The following is a 17945-nucleotide window of genomic DNA, read 5'->3' as shown; positions in this document are numbered from 1 at the left end:
TAAAATGTCTGAATATATAACGCTTCCATTTGGTTCCAACGAAACGGTAACAGTAGAAGTACCAAAGAAAAATATCATATTCCATTTGACACCTAATGAAGTTCCAGGCGTCAATGATGGAATTGCGGAAATTAAGAGAGCTATATACAACCCAATTGGGGCACCTCGATTAGACAATATTGTGAAAAAGGGCAAAAAGATCACAATATTAGCTAACGATTACACGCGGATGGAATGCCCTGATCGAGAATTTCTTCTCGTTCTCCATGAAGAATTCAAGAAACTTGGAGTAAATGGTGAAGACGTGACAGTAATCAATGCGTTGGGATCTCATGAACCACATAAGAAAAAAATGCTTCAAAAATACGGAAAAGACCTCTTTGAGACATTCAATATAGTAGATCACTCGGTTGCAGAAGAAGATTTAGTTGATTTAGGAAAAACACCCAGCGGTACTCCCATCAGTATAAACAAGATTGTAATGAATTCAGATGTTAAAATAGGACTTGGTAATATCATACCCCACTTCATTCCTGGTTTTGGGGCAGGATCGAAAATCATACAACCTGGCGTTATGGGAGACGACTCTACTGCTGCAACCCATACGTTAGCCGTACAACATGATGTTCACCATGGTTCTGTCTATGGCGAGGCTGAAAATCCTATTCGTGCCGAAATGGACAGTATGGCTAAAAAAGTAGGCCTAAATTTCATCATAAATTCTGTGCTTAACCATGAAACTGAAATAGTAGGTGTTTTTGCAGGAGATGCGGTAAAGGCTCATCGAGCAGGTATTGATGCCGTAAAGAAGGTGTTCTTTGGAAAAATTCCGGAGAAAGCTGATATTGTTATTGCAAGTGCACATCCTGCAGATTATGACTTATGGCAAGGAACTAAAGGAATGTACGGCGCCACTTTTGCGGCAAAAAAGGGAGGAACTGCTATTGTCACTGCCCCATGGCGCTCAGGAGTATCAAAAGTTCATCGTGACACTATGCTTGAGTTGGTTTGCGAAGATCCCGTATGTATACTTGCACGGGTAGAGGATGGCGAGTTTGATGATAGTGAAGACATTATTGCGCCATCTCTTGCAGCCATGTGGAGTACATACAAAGAACGAGCACAGATAATTCTTGTAACAGATGGTGTTCCAGAAGCGGATATCGAAACATTGGGATTTGGTCATGCAAAAACTCTTGACGAGGCACTAGAACTTGCATTTAAGCAACAAGGAAAAGATGCAAAAGTAGGAATCATCGAGTCAAGTGCTGATATTGTAGCAAAAGTCTTTTAGAATTATATGATCTCCTCTTTTTCCCTCAAATCTCTTAAACAAAAAAAGAAGGAATGTATTAAGAAAAAATTATTCGCTCTGTTCTAAGGCCGTCACTAATTTTACAATACCGTCGAGTATAGCCTCGGGCTTTGGTGGGCATCCAGGAATGTATGCTGAAACGGGCATTGCTTTATCAGCGCCGCCAAGGACATTGTAACCCTCTTCAAATACGCCACCGGATAATGCACATGCACCTACTGCTACGACGAATTTTGGATCGGGTGTCTGTTCGTAGATTCTTTTCATTCGATCTCGTGTTTGATTTGTGATGGGACCTGTAAAAACGATTACATCAGCATGTCTCGGACTGCCTTGCAGTAAAACGCCGAATCTTTCAACATCCCACTTCGGAATAAGAACAGCTAATACTTCTATGTCACAACCATTGCATCCACCGGTGTTTAAATGAAGAATCCACGGTGATCTTACGCGAGCCCATTTTACAATCTTCTTTAATACCATTTGTTTTTGCCTCCACTGTTTTCTATGCCCTTATCTTCCCCGGGAAGAGTACCATGATAGTAAACGCTATTATGAGAATGTAGGCTACTGGAAGAACTGCCGCTAAATTGCCAGCGATGAGACCTACATTGAAAGCGGCAGTCGCTAGTATAAATGCTACAATGTCAAAAATGAGGAAGAATACTGCATATTCAAATATGTGTACAAAAAATTGTCCCTGTTCACAGGGCAAGTCTTCTCCGCACGCATATGGTTTGTTTCTGTCAACGCTATCGCGAGCTGCTGGTGCTATTGACCGCGAAAAAGCGACAATGATAAAGACTATGATGAGCGATATTATAAATAACACAGGAACTGAAAACAATATATTCTGCAATGCAACATCACCTTATCTAACATATATCAATTATCAAATTGCTTTTTTCAAAACCTGCAAGCTCGTATTCTTCAGTCATTACGACTGCATCGAACTTACACGATTCTTCACATTGTGCACAAAAGAGACAGAGTGCTAAGTCAAAGATAGGACGTTTACCAGTCTTTGTTACTTCTTTACTACATTCGACCATTGTAATTGCTCCACTAGGGCAGTCACGTGCACAAAGACCGCAACCAGTGCATTTTTCAATGTCAAACTTTTGTTTGCCTCGAAAGCCTTTTGGCATAAACACTTGATCCTTTTCAAAAGGGTATAAGATTGTACATGCCTTTTTTGTAACATGACGAAGAACTTCTCCAGCCATTGCCATTCTTTATTCACCATCCTTTAACTTTAGAACCACAGATAAAGTGGCCCGATCAATAAAACTAGGAGCGCAGAGAGCAACGCAAGTGGCAAGAAAATGCGCCAACTGATGTTCACCATCTGGTCGATTCTCACTCTTGCGAATATAGCTCTAATGAATGCAATCACCAGTACAAATACCACCGTTTTGATTATAAAGTATATCGTTTGAAGCAATCCCACAATCCATGGAGTAATAACTCCTAGGGATCCTGCTGCTGGAATCGGGCCGCTAGGTCCGCCAAGGAATAACGCCGCAGCTAGGCCTGCGAGAAATACCACCTCTAACTGTACGCTGAAGACGAACATTCCGTACTTTTTTCCAGAGAACTCTGTATACCAGCCTGCCACAATCTCGGTCTCGGCTTCTGGGATATCAAAAGGCACCTTTTCTAACTCAGCGATTGAACATGCAATAAAAATTCCAAAAGCTATGGCTGCAGGTCCAAATATAGCCCAATGTGTAAATCCTAGAAGAAAGTCACCGGCAACGTACCCAGCTGATTGAACAGCTACGATTTCTGAGATTGTGAGTGATTGTGCCAATATTGCGGGTGTAATAGCGGCAACAAGAATAGGTATTTCATACCCTAATAACTGAATTGCTGATCGTTCTGTTCCTACTAGACTGAAGCGATTTGTTGAGAACCATCCTGCCAGAAGCTTGATTATTACAAATGCTGTCATAAGAAAGAGAACAAAGATAAGGTCACCAGTAAAACTAGCTATACCACTGAATTGATAGATTGGTAAGAAGAAGAGCGAAGTAATTATTACTGCCAACGCAAGGATCGGCGTCGCAGTAAACATCTTTCTATCAACGCCTTCTGGAACAATATCCTCTTTTGCCAAGAGTTTAATGAAATCTGCGAGGGGTTGAAGTATACCTCTCCAACCTGTATACAACGGTCCAATGCGGTTTTGTAATTTTGCGAAGAATTTCCTGTCAATCCATGCATATGTCAGACTGAGCGATCCCAAGAAGAACAAGCCAGGAAAAATGAAGATTTGCACTAAACTTATGATGATTTCTACGATCGTTACCACAGTTATACCTCCTGAGGCTTAGATTCATCACTTAAAAAATGTCGTTGAATACGAACTATAATACTAAATTGTTTTGACAATAAGAGCGCATTACAATGTTCGACTTATTAAAAGTTTCCATCTTTTGCTCTAAAATTTGTGTAATTGATGTTCCGGAAAAGAATTATAATGAACGATCATTATAATTAAATCTAAAACCGTGTCATGTCAGTGGCATATTTTGTGAGTGATCTACCAAAATTAAAAATTTTAGTCATAATGGAAAAATATCAAAAAAATAAAAAATAATGAATTGTGTAAATTTCTAGATGACTTGAGACGGATTTAATCGTAATTCAGTGAGTGTAGTGTTAATTCTGCGTTTACTATTTTTATCAACGAGTACGACACGATCAGTGCATGAGAAACAAGGATCTATGCCCGCCAAGACAATTGGAATATCTGCAACGTATCCACCTTTTAACCTTTCACATACAGAGGGGATGTTTCCTAATGTTGGGGCTCTAACTTTCCAACGTTCGGGTTTGTCCGTTCCATTTGACTTGAGATAATGGATATCTTCGCCTCTTGGGGCCTCAACTCGAATCACTGTTTCACCTGGAGGTACCTTTCTCTTGGCTTTTGTACGGATTTCACCGCTAGGCATATTGTCGAGCATGTATCGGCACATCTTTATAGATTCGAAAACTTCTAAGACACGCACTATTACCTGCCCAAGTGTATCTCCACCATCATAAGTAATTACTTTGAACGGTATTTCGGGGTAAGCTGCATGTGGATCGTCTTTTCTTACATCAATGGGTACCCCACAACATCGTGCGTTAGGACCCACTGCACACAATTCAATCGCTTGTTCTTTTGTAATCTTTCCAACACCTGCTACTCTAGCGGCAATCGTTTTTTCCTTCAATACAACGTCTGTGTAGTATTTCAGTCGCTCTTCCATAGCGTCTAGGCCTTTATAAGCTCTTTCTTTAATTTCTGGTGTCATATCCCTACGAACGCCACCGATAGTGTTGATCGCATAGTTGACTCTATTGCCACTGATTTGTTCTAGCATATCCATGACATGTTCGCGATCTCTCCAAGTATAGTAGAACAGTGTATCGAAACCGATTTCATGAGCAGCAACACCGACCCAAAGCAAGTGGCTGTGGATTCTCTCAAGCTCAAACACGTACGTCCTGATCCAATTACCTCTATCTGGGATCTCTAAACCAAGCAATGTTTCCACTGCAATGCAGTAGGCGGTCGTATGAGAATGACTACAGATCCCGCAGATACGCTCAGCGAGATAGATGTTTTGGGTATAATTCCTAGACTCTCCTAGTTTCTCAATGCCCCTATGAATATAACCAATCCTCGGTTTGACATCGATGACCCTTTCCCCGTCAACTTCAAACAGGAAATGCTCGGGTTCTTTCAATGCAGGATGCTGCGGACCGACGGGAATATGGAAGCGCTCGCCTTCGGTTGAATCTTTTTCTGTCACATAAATTCCTCCAAAATTACCTTAAATCAAGAGATGAAAAACACAATTGTTATCCATAAGAAAAAGTAAATCTTTTAATACTTTCTATTTCTACACGAAGATATAACTCTTAGAACCAAACTGATTTTCTCGTTATAAGGGAATGGCTTATGTCAAGGGATCGTGATGAAAAAGACGCTGGCAGAGACTTTGCTAGAGGACTTATGATTGCTAGTGGTCTACCTGTGATGGTGATTCTGGGAGTCATCGTTGGATATTATATCGGACGAGACTATGGACCTATGTCTGCAGGATTAGGTGCACTTGCTGGTGGAATGCTAGGTTTAATTTGGACTGCAATTGAAGCAATACGTTGGAATCCTTCAGATAAAAAGAAAAAAAAATGAGCGAACATTCTCATTTTAAATAAGAGCTAGGGATGATTTGCGCACATTTTTGTTGTCTTCAGTTCAGGCAAAAAAAGATTTTTTTTAAAAATGGGGATAGGGGATGTGAATCACTAGACGAACTTCGAAGAAACTGAGATTATTCAATCGTCGTCTTGAGATCCACTTTAGATGTTACCAATCAACATTATAGCAATAACCAGACCGTAGATTGCGATAGCCTCGATGAACACAACGAAAATCATAGTACGACCGAATACTTCTGGTTTTTCAACGATAGCACCAATAGCGGAAGCACTGACAATACCCATGCCTATACCTGCGCCACAACCAGCAACACCTATTGCTAGACCAGCGCCAATCGCGTATCCAACTTCTTTTGGAGTACCGCCGGTAAGACCTGTGGTAGCCTCTTGCATTGGGACAACAGCTTGTGTAACTGTTACAAGTGTTAGGACTACAATCAGTGCAGCGAGTCCGAACAATGTCAATTGTAATGCTCTAAGTCTATTCATTTTTCCTTCAACCTCCAATTTTTCATTTAAATGGTAGGCGCTTGGTTTTGAATGCGCCTTTAATGATAATATATTAGCAGTTTTTGGATCTTGAGTGGATCAATCTCTTCTAATTTTCCAGTTAGAAGAGTTTTCAAATCATGTAACTCAAAAAATTTGAGTGTAAGAAAACTATAGATAATGCTTATCTGAAAAGGATAATCCGAAAGTTTCAGTTTGCATTTTCGCAAGTGCGCTTGCTGAAGATGCGCTTCTAAATCCATGAGAATATTTGGAACTATGCCTTTTTCACGGGTTTCTTCAAGGAGAGCCCCGTAATAAGGGGAATGGGAGAAAATCTGAAGAGCATCCTCCATGCTTGTTGCATTTGCGGCACTTTTAAGTTCTTCGTTTATTCTGTAGGCCACAGGAAGATAAAAGTCTTCTGGGTTCAATCCTAAAGAAATAGCACGTAAAGCAATAATTATATTGTTAAAGTCAACGTCTTCTCCTATTAAGCCTTTAAGTAGGAACTTCTCACGTGCCCCAAATGTTTTCCCAGCCTTCCAATTATTAGTGATTTTCCATAGGTTCGTATAGACATTCCGATCAATCGTAGATTCCAGAATAAATATTTCGTTCGAAGTTTCATATCGAGGAAACGCAGCTTCCAAAGCCTCACGAAGTCCAATATCAGAAATTCTTGCTATTGCTTCTTTTACAGCACCAGTTTCAACCATATTCAAATAATAGGCAGTGCCAAGTTTCCCTACAGGCACTATATTTCTCAAGATGTCCTCTAAGGGGAGTTTTGCATGAAGTCCTCTCATAACACATTTTAAATTACTCGCGTCATATTTTTTCAAAAAGGCATAAAAAAATTTGGCCTCCTCTCCCTTAATGGCTCTGCTGATACTGGAATAAAGTTCAATGAAATGTCTTCGTAAAGCTAACTCGATAGTATCTGGGGTAAAGTCTAATCCCTCAAAGTATTTACCGTAATAAGTGGAAAGAAATATATTCTGGACTTCAGCTAGGGAAGTGGAGTCTAGAATACGGTATGCTGTCTCTTTTGGAAGCATATATGAGAGTAATGCTCTGATCCTCGGATTAAGATAGAGATACACCCAGCTTGGCATGTTTATGTTCACCATGTTTATTTTCAAATAATTTGCTAAGCAATAGTTCTAGAGATTGGCGTTGTGAATTGTCTTTCAATTGTAGTTGGCACAAAGCTTTTTCCAGTTCCGCTATAGAACTTTGAAAACCATTCTACCCAGTGTAGACGGAGAGTATGGACAAAAGCAAGAAGTCCTTCAAGTAACCCGACCAAAATTGTGTTTAGTAGAATGCCAACTATCCACAGACTCGACACACCGACAGAAAGCCCAATGTCGATAAAGGGTTCTAAGATTAAAACTGAGAGTACTGCATGTACTGCATTGAGAGCAAGTATACGCCCATAACTGATGGTATTTGACAGGAGTGCTAAAGCGTATTCTAGTCCTTCCATTGCGCCTTCGCCACCATGCATCATTAGAAGACCAAGCATCATAATTGTTAGTGGTACTATTGCAAGTATTCCTAACTGCGTTGGATTTCCCATTAGAGCATTGATATTAATCGAGAATCTTGTGATATAACCTTCTGCGTTTCTTGGCATCGCATTATAGACTATCCATAATGCACCCCAATAAAGCCATATTAACATTAAAGGAACTGTGATGGCTTCAATGAGATGTCCTCTTTTTAAAGCTAATATAAAGCGGATGACCAAGCCTAGCGTAATCTGAAGCGCGCCAACAACAAATGATAGTACCAAAAGTGTCATTAAGGGAGCAAGTTGAAAGGCAAGCAAATTTACCGTTCCGGACCCTTCCATTGGACTGAACCAGAATACAGGATTGATTTCCTGAAGAATATGTCCTAATGGAGTTGCTGGATGTGCAGGATGATATACACTACCAAAGTGGTCTCCAAACACTGATCCAAATACGAAACCAAAGAATACTGACGAGATGCCACACAATAACATCAGTTCAGAACCTTTGATGAAATAATCTACGAACTCGTTTACTGAGATCCTTCTTCGTTTTGCAACTAATGCTAAGGCGCTTAAAAACGCTAATACAGCCCCGTGACCGACGTCTGCAAACATGAGACCAAAAATCAATGGAAAAGTTATGAACATAAACAAAGTTGGATCCAGTTCATGATGAAGCGGTGTACCATAACCAGTCACTAGACTCATAAGAGGTCCAAAGAATTTTTTATGTTCAAGATTTGTCGGAGTTTCTTCTTTCTTCAATTTAGATTCTTGAAATTCAAATTCACTAGTGTTGTTTGTGTGCTCAGAGACTATTTTTTCAACTTTCTTACGTTGCGATTTGGATAGCCATCCAAACATCACAGTAGTGCCATAAGGTGTTCGTATAAATAATGTGGAGACATCAAGTCCGTTTTTTTCTACTGTTAATTGTTCTTCAGCAGCCAATAATTGCAATCCATATTGTTCATTGATTTCAGTCAATTGTTTCTCGCATTCTTCTTTTTCTCTCTTGAGTACTTCTGGATCAAGAGATTGCAATGATAATTCACTGCCAGCAGCAATGATATCGCTAAGATTTAGTTCCCTAAATCCATAAACGCGAAGAATTCGTTTAATAGCATCTGAATGCTTATTCATCGTATAAATTACTACAACGCTTTCATATTCATCTAACTGATATGAATCAATGAAGCAAATGTTTTCAGTAACTTCAAGTATTTTCCATTCAATTTCTGGTGCATCTTCGTTTTCAACAGTTCCAATAAGGGTACTGAAGTAATCACCTTCCTGAGAAAGTTCAGTTGGTGAAATTCCACCAAGATGTTCTGCGAGACCAATAATCTTTACCAGTTTATCTAATTTCTCAAAGCGAGATAATGTTGTAGACTCAGTTTTCTCAAGAACATTTTTAGTGAATTCAAAAACATTCTCAAGTGAAGATACATCAATCTCTACCTTCTTCTTAGGAAATTCCTCTCTATCGAGGTCTAGTATCATTATAAGCTTAGAAAGTCTGTTAAGATAGTCGTTGATTCTGTCTTTTTGTTCCCTTTCCTCTGTCGTTGCTGCATAAACTTTATGCTCAACATCAACGAACTCCATACAGCAGAACTCTTGCAGTGCGTTGGTTACATTTCGAGAATACTTGTTTGATACAGTTATTTTCGCAATATGCATCTTACTCGGAAAAAACATCGATTCTCACCGTATTTTCCTTTTTGTTTTTTCTTGTTATTTTGAATTTTGAAATATTCTAATTTGTTAATTACAGTAAGCTAGTGAAGTAAAGATACAGTGTTTAAAAAAGTATTGCTTCCCCCTACTAAGTCTAAAATCACCTTATACAGCTTAGGGGAGATTGTTACCATTGTTATTCCAACCGTTGGGAATTGATTTTAAAATCTAAAATAGTATTGATAGCAAATATTTCAAAACGCTGAAGGAATCATCAAAGCTCATATAAATATTTTTAGGTTTTCTAGATCTGTTTTTTATGATAATGCAAGCCTTTCCCTTTAGTGATGACATCTAAATAGAAGTATCATCTAGTTTTGTTGTATTAATATTGATTTAAGCGAACCAAAAAGGTTATGCCATGGATTTAAGGCAATTTAAAAAAGAAATAAAGAAGTAAAAAGGAAAGCGATGCTAGAGACCTAAAATCGCTTGAATATAACTGTCTGAAGAGATTGCCGCGCCAGCAGCTCCTTGTGCCCATGTTATGATCAATCCTGGAAACAGGCCAATTAGGATGATTCCTATCGTGAGAAGAACGAGAGGCACTAACATGGAAGATGCTTTCTCTTTTGCCATTAGGATTTCACCTTCAGGCGTTGCGAAAACAATGATATGAAGCAATCTGAGATAATATGCAACAGAGAACGCGCTATTCAGAAGAGTAAGTGCTGCAATGATTGGCTGGTTTGCAACGATCGTGGCCCAGATTATAATGAATTTTGAATAGAAGCCACTCAGCGGAGGTACTCCTATCATAGCAAGAATACCTATAGCGAAACAGAATGTTGTAACTTTCATTTTGCGACCGATTCCTCTCATTCCACTCAGGCTTCTTGTACCTGCTGCATGAATGTATACACCAGCAGCTAAAAAGAGAAGCCCTTTCATCATGCTGTGATTTAATACATGGAATAATGCGCCTGTTACACCGAGAGTCTGTGTTTCAGTACCAACAGGAAGCATACCCACAGCCATCCCTACTAAAATATATCCAATGTTGACTATACTTGAGTAGGCTAACAGTCGCTTTATATCATCCTGAAGCAGGGCCATTAGATTACCTACAGTCATAGTAAGAACTGCAAAAACAGCAACAATAACCCCATAATTTATGAAAATTGTGGGTTCAAAGAAAAGTAACAGGAGTCGTAGGATTGCATATATACCGGTTTTAATTACGACACCACTTAACAGCGCAGAAATACCAGTTGGAGCAGCAGGATGTGCGTCTGGTAACCATGTATGAAGTGGGACAATGGATGCTTTAACACCAAACCCTACGATCAGTAGTGAAATGATAATGTACAGCATAGGTGTTGGTGATGCAGTTCTAAGAGCACTTGCCATTACTGCAAGGTTCAAAGTGCCAGTTAGTCCATACAATAAAGACATTGTAAAGAGGACCAAAGTGGATCCAAATGCGCTCATAAGTAAGTATTTCATACCTGCTTCAACAGCTTCCCATTTGTCCTTACGAAAGGCGACTAGTACATACGAAGAAATAGCCATTGTCTCCCAGAACACAAACAGCGTGAAAAAGTCACCTGCCATGACTATACCATTCATGCCAAAAAGAATGGTTAGTAGTAATGCATAGAATTTGTCAAGACCAGAATCCTCTTTCATATAGCTGATTGAGTAGATAGCTACAAGAAATGCTAAACTAGTAAACACTAGCATCATAAACCAGCTAAGCATATCTATTTCTAAGCAAGTGCCTAATGGTGGCGTAAATGTAGAGTAATAAACGACTATCGTACCATAGGTATTAACTAAAGGTAGAATATAGATAAACAACGAACCAAGCGTGAGAAAGATAAATATGGTAGTTATTACTCCATAGGCGTACTTTCCAGCATCCGATTCTTTAGCAAAAAGGGATACAATCAATATTAGTAAAGCACCAATTATTGGGATATACAGCGGATCTAAAGCTGTGAGTTGCTCAATTGTTAGAGGCCATGAAAGGGAGATTGCATGCATTTTGATTCCTCCTTTTGATAAAACTTATCCTCCTACTCCTAACCCAGCAACTGCTGGTAAGATGAATTGTAGTACGAGATTTGGAAAGATTCCAAAAATTACCGCAAAGAAAGCTAAGATAGCCATTGGAACAAGCATAATGGCTGGGGCTTCTTTGACGTCCTCTAGTCCTGGTTTTATATCTCCAAAGAACACTCGTTTGACAAACCATAAGATGTAACCCGCTGTCAATGCACTGCCAATGACTCCCAGAGTAGCCAGTAAGTAATTGCCAGCAGAGAAACTACCTGCAAAGATTAGCCACTCAGCGGCGAAACCAATCAAGGGAGGCGTACCTGCGATGGAAAGTCCTGCAATCAAAGTAATAGTCGCAGTAATTGGCATTTTCGCACCAAGTCCTCCTAGTTCATCAATGTTTCTTCCAGTTGTATGTCCGACTGTTATCATCAGACAACCGGCGACCATAAAGAGAAGCCCTTTGCACAGGGCGTGGTTAACGATATGAAACATTGATCCAGCGATTCCGAGTGACGTTGCCGATGCGAGACCGAGGAAAAGATAGCCCATCTGTGAAATAGAACTGTATGCGAATAATCTTTTTGTATCTTTCTGCACAAGAGCCATGATTCCGCCCCAGTAAATAGTAACAACAGCTAGGGTAGAGAGCACGAAAGTATATGTTGCGATAGTGGTTCCAAAATAGGTGTTCAAAATTCTTGCTATAGCATAGCCTCCTGTCTCGATCATGACCCCACTTAGCAGTACACTGATAGGTGTTGGTGCTTCTGCATGTGCGTCGGGTAACCATGTGTGAACAGGGAAGAGTGCTAATTTTACACCGAAGCCTATCATATAAAGTATTACAATGATATTTATGGCAAGTTGAGGTATACCCGTTAAGGTCATATTAAGTAGATCAAAACTGCCTGTATATATCCACGTAGCACCAATGGCGAACAAGAGACACATTGCACCAAGATGAGTAAATATGAAGTATTTGAACCCTATTCCAACGGCGCCTTCACCATGTTTGCCACCCCACTTCGCGATCATTATCCAGCTGGGTATAAGCATTAATTCCCAGAAGACATAGAATATAATCAAGTTGGTGGCAAGAACGACGCCTATCATCCCGGCCATGTAAAGAAGATAAAGGCTAAAGTAACTTCCAAGATTAGACTCTTTCTCCATATAACCCACACTATATAGTGCTGTAAATGTGGAAAGTCCTAATATTATAGCCGCAATAGGTGCACTTAGCCCATCTGCATAAAGTTGAAACACAAAATTAAATGGGTCTCCAGCGAGCACAAAGGATACGTCACTATAAGAACCATTGCTTAAAACAACTGGGAGTACATTAGCGAAAAACATTAGACTCGATAAGAGTGCGAATACAAAGCACGACCATGCTGCGGCTTTTCCGCCAGCTTTTCCGGCGGCGAGGGTTACAATGGATCCTACAACTAAGATTAGCAAGGTTAAGAGTAGATTAAGATTTCCAGGTATTGGTAGTATTTGCATTTTTGTGTCTCCTCCTAAATAAAGATTAGCAGAACCGCTATTAGTAGCAGTCCTCCTACGATATAGATCATATTGATGCTAAACACTCCTGTTTGGACCTTCCGGACTCCCTGACTTAGACCCATGCCTCCACGTAATATCCCGAAGTTGAATCGGTCGATAATTGCTTGGTCGATCCAGCGATAAATTCCTCCGCATACTCTGATTACACCGTAGACGAATACTTTGTAATAGAGAGCATTGATATACCATCGATTGGTCAGGAAAGAATGTACACTCGCTAGCGCCCCTGAATTTCTAATCATCTCTGTGGCAGAATACTTCTGTTTAATGTAGATGTAGTAACTGGGGATCAGTCCCAGAAAGATCATTATCAATGAGATGGAGGACACCACTACATCGATTTCTACGATGCGAATGGGGAGTACCCCTGGTGTTACCATATGTTCGGGTTCTAAAATGGGTGAGAACCAGACGTGCAACCAGCCTTCGAAGTTAAACAGCCCGGCGACACTGACGATCAGTGTTAAACCCGCCAAGATTGCCAGCGGCACCCACATGACGGCTGGTGCTTCATGGATCTGCTGCCCTTCCTGTTCCCGTTTTAAGATATAGTCGGATTTCGGATAGTAGAAGGTCATGCCCATCATCCGGATGGTGTAGAAGGCGGTCATGGTGGCGGTTATAGCTGCTAAGGCAAACAGGGCGTATTCTCCATTGTTAAAGGTCGCCACGAAGATGAGGTCCTTGCTCCAGAACCCAGAAAACCCTGGGAAACCTGCAAGGGCCAAGGCGCCTACCCACATCACTTTGTGGGTGATCGGCATGTACTCCTTCAGTCCGCCCATCTCATCCAGATATTTGGTTTCGGTGGCGTGCAGGATGGCGCCGGCTGACAGAAAGAGCAGGGCTTTGAACAGGGCATGTGATATCAGATGGAAGGTGCCGGCCACATAGCCTACCGCTGATTCAATCGCAAGCCCGCCCATCCCTAAACCTAACATCATGTAACCGATCTGACTTATTGTGGAATAGGCGAGCACTTTCTTGATTTCACGTGCCACTAAGGCCATAGTTGCGGCTAGAAAGGCGGTAAATCCGCCGATCCACCCCACGGTGACAAAGAAAGTGGTCACTTCCGTGTAGCCTTCAACCCAGAGGGCATGATGGAACATTGGAAGTACCCGTGCTACAAGGTAGACACCTGCTTTGACCAGTGTGGCGGCATGGATCAATGCAGAAACGGTGGTCGGACCCGCCATTGCCTCTGGTAACCATACATGTAATGGGAATTGAGCCGATTTACCGATGGGGCCAAAGAAGAGCAAAATTGCAACGATTGTGAGTAACCCCGCCCTTGAAAGTTCTCCAATCCATCCAGAGTGTTCGACGAGCTCCAGATAGTTGAGAGTACCTGCATATATGTAAATAATTAGAATTGCGGAGAGAAGTGCCACGTCGCCTATACGTGTAGTAACAAATGCTTTCATCCCGCAATGAGCATTGTAATCTCCTTCGGATCTCCTTAGCATTGGGTATGGTTCATCAATCATATTTGCCTTCTTGTGCCAAAACCCAATTAATCCATAAGAACAAGTACCGATAACTTCCCAACCAAGAAACATTTGCAAGAAATTGTCAGACATTACAAGAAGTATCATTCCGCCAATGAAAAGCTGCATGAAGAACCAATAGCGTGTACGATCGGGGTCATGTGACATATAGCCAAGACTGTAAATCATTATAAGAGCGCTTATGCATGCTGAAACATTTGCCACAAATACGGAAAGAGGATCTACCAGGACTCCTGCATTGAGATTGGCAAACGGAAGCCAAGGTACTATCCAATCAAAGGGGACATATTCGGGTGCTCCAGTTGTATTTAGTTTGAGGGGATCATAATTTACAATAGTTCCTGTTAGAATGTCAGGAATCATAGATATTGCAAACCCAGCAGCAACTAAAGAAAAGAAGACTGCCATATAGTCTCGTACTTTTTCGTTAACTTTGGCAAAGCCAGGGGTGGCAACCGCGCCGATCATTGGAATTACCCAACAAAGCCATGGTGCATACGGAAGCATTTAGACTCCTCCTATTAGGTTAGATAATATTTCAGATACTGGATAAATCAGTTCCAGAACAAATGAAGGAAAAATCCCAAGGACTACTACTGAAATAGCAATTATTAGCATTGGAACAATCATCAGGGTTGGAGACTCGTGAACGTCCTCAAATTTTCTTGGAATCCCTTCATCAGGGATTTCAATCCCTTTTATATATCGGTCATACATAATATCTAATTCCTTAGAATCTGGACCAAAGAACATCCTCTTCATAGTCCAAAGGTAATAACCCGCTGTAAGGGCAGTAGAACATACACCAAGTACGGCAATAATTGTGAATCCTGCTTGAAAAGTCCCAGCAAAGATCAAAAATTCACTAGGGAACGTAGCCAATGGTGGCGTTCCTGCAATTGCCAATGCACCGATTAGTGCAACTGTTGCAGTAATTGGCATTTTTCGTGCGACCCCACCCAACTTAGGAATATATTTTGTGCCAGCTGAATGCACCAAGCTACCAGCACAGTAGAGGAGAACACCTTTAGCTAATCCATGCGTTAGCATATGAAATAGTCCTCCAGCTATGCCTACTGTGGTTCCAGTACTTAAGCCCAACAAAATATATCCTACTTGATTTACAGAGCTGTACGCTAGAACCCTTTTGAAATCTACTTGGACTAATGCCATCCCAGCGCCCCACCACATCGTAATAAGTGCAAGTACTGCAAGAATGAAGGATGCATCCAATACAACCTGTGGGAAGAAGAAATATGTTATTCTAACCAATCCATATGCACCGGTCTTAATCATTACCGCTGAGAGTAATGCATGGATCGGTACTGGTGCTTCTCCATGAAAGTCAGGCAGCCATGAGTGCACCGGAAACATTCCCATTTTTATTCCAAATCCCGTAGAAATTATTAAAGCAATCGTTCTAATTAAATTAACGTTTTGATGATAAATAGGCAATTTCGCTGGAATATCATAAATCCCAAATGAATTAGTAAGACTGTAACACCACACAATTCCAGCTAACAAACATAATGCCCCTGACACAACGTAAAGAATATATTTCATGGCAATAGTTTTCGCTTTTTTTGTCCCCCATCCGCTAACGAGGAAATAAGCTGGGATGTTCATTCCTTCAAAAAAGACATAGAATTGGATTAAATTAGTTGCAAGGGTGACTCCTAACATTCCAGTAGCAAATAGAAGTAAGAGGAAATAATACAATTCAAAATCATGTTTGTGGCTGATATATTCTATTGAGTATACCGAAGATACAGTTGTAAGAAGAATGATAGCTAAAGAAAGTGGTAAGTTAAGAAAATCTGATAGAAGGCTAAATTCAATCGTAATATTTCCAATCGAAAACCAGTAATATTGCTCATAAACGGCACCTCCAGTTTCAATTGCTAGAAAGAGTACCCTTATGAGGAGCAGAGAGGATGTACCTAACACTATTGACGAAAAAACGCCTGCCCCTTTTAATCCAAGTTTTTTACCAGTTGCTAATGTTAATAATATGACTACAGCAGCACATGGTGGGAGTAGCAATGCAAGAAGCATATATGGAAACTGTAATTGTGTCCCTGGTAGCATTTATGTTCCTCCTAAAGTTAGAGATTCAGACCATTTGTTCAAAAACATAAGAATACTATTTGGCCACAAACCAATGAGTAGAATTAAGATCGTAAGCAGAAGCATCGGAACAGTGAGGGAGGGAGGGGCTTCTTGAATATCTTCTATTGGCATCTGCGCTTTTGAAACAAAGATTCGATAAATAAGCCATAAAAAGTATGCAAATGTCAAGGCAACGCTTAAGACAGCGGGTACGGCGACGATGATTATATTTAGATTGGTGAATGCACCTGCAAAAATTAGAACTTCACTATAAAAGCCGTTAAAGGGAGGTATTCCTGACAAGCTTAATGATGCTATAAGGATCGATCCGCTTGTTATGGGCATTTTCTTGGCAATTCCTCGTAAACTGTTCAAATTGTTTGAGCCAATTTGTTGAATATAACTACCCGCGCAGAGAAATAATAGTGCCTTTATAATTGCGTGATTGACTATATGGAATGCGGCGCCAGTGAAACCAATGGCGCTAACACTGGCTACACCAAGTACAATATATCCTGATTGACTAATACTCGAATAGGCTAAGAATCTCTTGATATCTTCTTGAGCAAGTGCCATGATGGCACCATAAACCATGCTTATGAGAGCAATGATCGCAATGATTAATGAGTATGAAAAAATAACATCTGAAAGTGTAAGAGCTGCAAGTCTAACAATTCCGTAGGCACCAATTTTTGCCATTATCGCTGAAATCATTGCAGTAACAGGGAGAGGCGCATGTACATACGTATCAGGAAGCCAATTGTGACCAGGAATGATACCAATCTTAACGAAGAAACCAATAAGCATACATATCATCGCAAGTCTGACGACATCCAAGATGGCTGAAGAAGGTTGCAATGTTCGAAGCGTTAACATATTGAGCGTTCCTGTAGTAGAGAAAAGGAGAATAATTCCAGCTAAGAGGAAAAGTGACGCAATATGGGTATACATGAATAACTTTATTGCTGTGTTTCTTACGGTTACATTTAATTCCTTAGATTCTGACCAAAAGAGCATCAAAAAGTACGCTGGTAGAAGTGTAAGCTCCCAAAATAGATACAGCTGAAATAAATTCGTTGCTAAGAAGACGCCCTGTGTACCGACATAAAGTAAGAGTAAATTTCCATAATAGCCTCCCTGATTATCTCGTGTTGCCATATACTTAATACTATAGATAGCTAGTAAGAGAGTGATGAATGCTGAAATTATTGTAATTGGAAAACTCAGACCATCAAGGTATAAGCCAAATTCAGTTGCTGCAATGCTTGGAATCCATCTATATGTTTCCAGAAGCGATCCATAACTAAGAACATCAGTTACACCTAACATCAACATGAATAATGAAAGAATTAATGCCGCACCTGAGATTGTTGCAGCAACATAGGTTGAACAATTTCTTAGTGCAAATAACAGTCCTATAGAGATAAGAGCTGGAATTAATAATGCTAGCAGTAAATTTGGAATCATA

Annotated in this window: 15 protein-coding genes; 2 read left to right on the top strand and 13 right to left on the bottom strand. The window is 40.4% G+C overall.

Annotation, left to right across the window (positions count from 1 at the left end; translation table 11 throughout):
- Positions 1–1294 (top strand): nickel-dependent lactate racemase (gene larA, locus QVB70_RS11250; protein ID WP_287586194.1); only part of this gene is annotated, 1294 nt, incomplete at its 5' end.
- 69 nt (positions 1295–1363) lie between these two features.
- Here larA and QVB70_RS11245 read toward each other — a convergent pair.
- From QVB70_RS11245 to QVB70_RS11225, 5 genes are all read right to left on the bottom strand, one after another.
- Entirely contained in the window at positions 1364–1798 is a 435-nt protein-coding gene (locus QVB70_RS11245; protein ID WP_287586192.1) for an NADH-quinone oxidoreductase subunit B family protein, read from the bottom strand.
- A gap of 22 nt (positions 1799–1820) precedes the next feature.
- The gene (gene ndhC / locus QVB70_RS11240) at positions 1821–2174 is read right to left on the bottom strand and encodes an NADH-quinone oxidoreductase subunit A (RefSeq protein WP_287586190.1); all 354 of its coding nucleotides are present in this window, start codon (positions 2172–2174) and stop codon (positions 1821–1823) included.
- Between the two features lie 16 nt (positions 2175–2190).
- Positions 2191–2547 (bottom strand): 4Fe-4S binding protein, encoded by a 357-nt coding sequence (locus QVB70_RS11235; protein WP_287586187.1) that lies wholly within the window; start codon positions 2545–2547, stop codon positions 2191–2193.
- 23 nt (positions 2548–2570) lie between these two features.
- Positions 2571–3629, bottom strand: a complete 1059-nt coding sequence (locus QVB70_RS11230; RefSeq protein WP_287586184.1) for an NADH-quinone oxidoreductase subunit H — start codon at positions 3627–3629, stop codon at positions 2571–2573.
- A gap of 304 nt (positions 3630–3933) precedes the next feature.
- On the bottom strand, positions 3934–5121 hold the full coding sequence (locus QVB70_RS11225) for a nickel-dependent hydrogenase large subunit (RefSeq protein ID WP_287586182.1): 1188 nt from the start codon (positions 5119–5121) through the stop codon (positions 3934–3936).
- 149 nt (positions 5122–5270) lie between these two features.
- Here QVB70_RS11225 and QVB70_RS11220 point away from each other — a divergent pair, with 149 nt between their 5' ends.
- On the top strand, positions 5271–5507 hold the full coding sequence (locus QVB70_RS11220) for a hypothetical protein (RefSeq protein WP_287586179.1): 237 nt from the start codon (positions 5271–5273) through the stop codon (positions 5505–5507).
- 167 nt (positions 5508–5674) lie between these two features.
- Here QVB70_RS11220 and QVB70_RS11215 read toward each other — a convergent pair whose 3' ends face one another.
- From QVB70_RS11215 to QVB70_RS11180, 8 genes are all read right to left on the bottom strand, one after another.
- Positions 5675–6022, bottom strand: a complete 348-nt coding sequence (locus QVB70_RS11215; protein ID WP_287586177.1) for an ATP synthase subunit C — start codon at positions 6020–6022, stop codon at positions 5675–5677.
- Positions 6023–6081: 59 nt separating this feature from the next.
- Positions 6082–7140, bottom strand: coding sequence for a V-type ATPase subunit (locus tag QVB70_RS11210; protein ID WP_287586174.1), 1059 nt, complete (start codon positions 7138–7140; stop codon positions 6082–6084).
- 35 nt (positions 7141–7175) lie between these two features.
- Positions 7176–9245 (bottom strand): V-type ATP synthase subunit I, encoded by a 2070-nt coding sequence (locus QVB70_RS11205; protein ID WP_287586171.1) that lies wholly within the window; start codon positions 9243–9245, stop codon positions 7176–7178.
- 453 nt (positions 9246–9698) lie between these two features.
- Positions 9699–11270: a proton-conducting transporter membrane subunit gene (locus QVB70_RS11200; protein ID WP_287586169.1), complete on the bottom strand. Its 1572-nt coding sequence runs from the start codon at positions 11268–11270 to the stop codon at positions 9699–9701.
- 24 nt (positions 11271–11294) lie between these two features.
- Positions 11295–12794 (bottom strand): NADH-quinone oxidoreductase subunit M, encoded by a 1500-nt coding sequence (locus QVB70_RS11195; RefSeq protein WP_287586167.1) that lies wholly within the window; start codon positions 12792–12794, stop codon positions 11295–11297.
- 14 nt (positions 12795–12808) lie between these two features.
- The gene (locus QVB70_RS11190; protein ID WP_287586164.1) at positions 12809–14875 is read right to left on the bottom strand and encodes an NADH-quinone oxidoreductase subunit L; all 2067 of its coding nucleotides are present in this window, start codon (positions 14873–14875) and stop codon (positions 12809–12811) included.
- On the bottom strand, positions 14876–16456 hold the full coding sequence (locus QVB70_RS11185) for an NADH-quinone oxidoreductase subunit M (RefSeq protein WP_287586162.1): 1581 nt from the start codon (positions 16454–16456) through the stop codon (positions 14876–14878).
- Positions 16457–17944: an NADH-quinone oxidoreductase subunit M gene (locus tag QVB70_RS11180; RefSeq protein WP_287586161.1), complete on the bottom strand. Its 1488-nt coding sequence runs from the start codon at positions 17942–17944 to the stop codon at positions 16457–16459.
- Between the last annotated feature and the right edge of the window lies 1 nt (position 17945).

It is taken from the genome of Candidatus Borrarchaeum sp. (assembly GCF_019058535.1).
GTDB classification, from domain to species: Archaea; Asgardarchaeota; Sifarchaeia; order Borrarchaeales; family Borrarchaeaceae; genus Borrarchaeum; species Borrarchaeum weybense.
The sequence above is the reverse complement of the archived record's forward strand: the minus strand, read 5'-3'. Positions and strand labels throughout refer to the sequence as shown.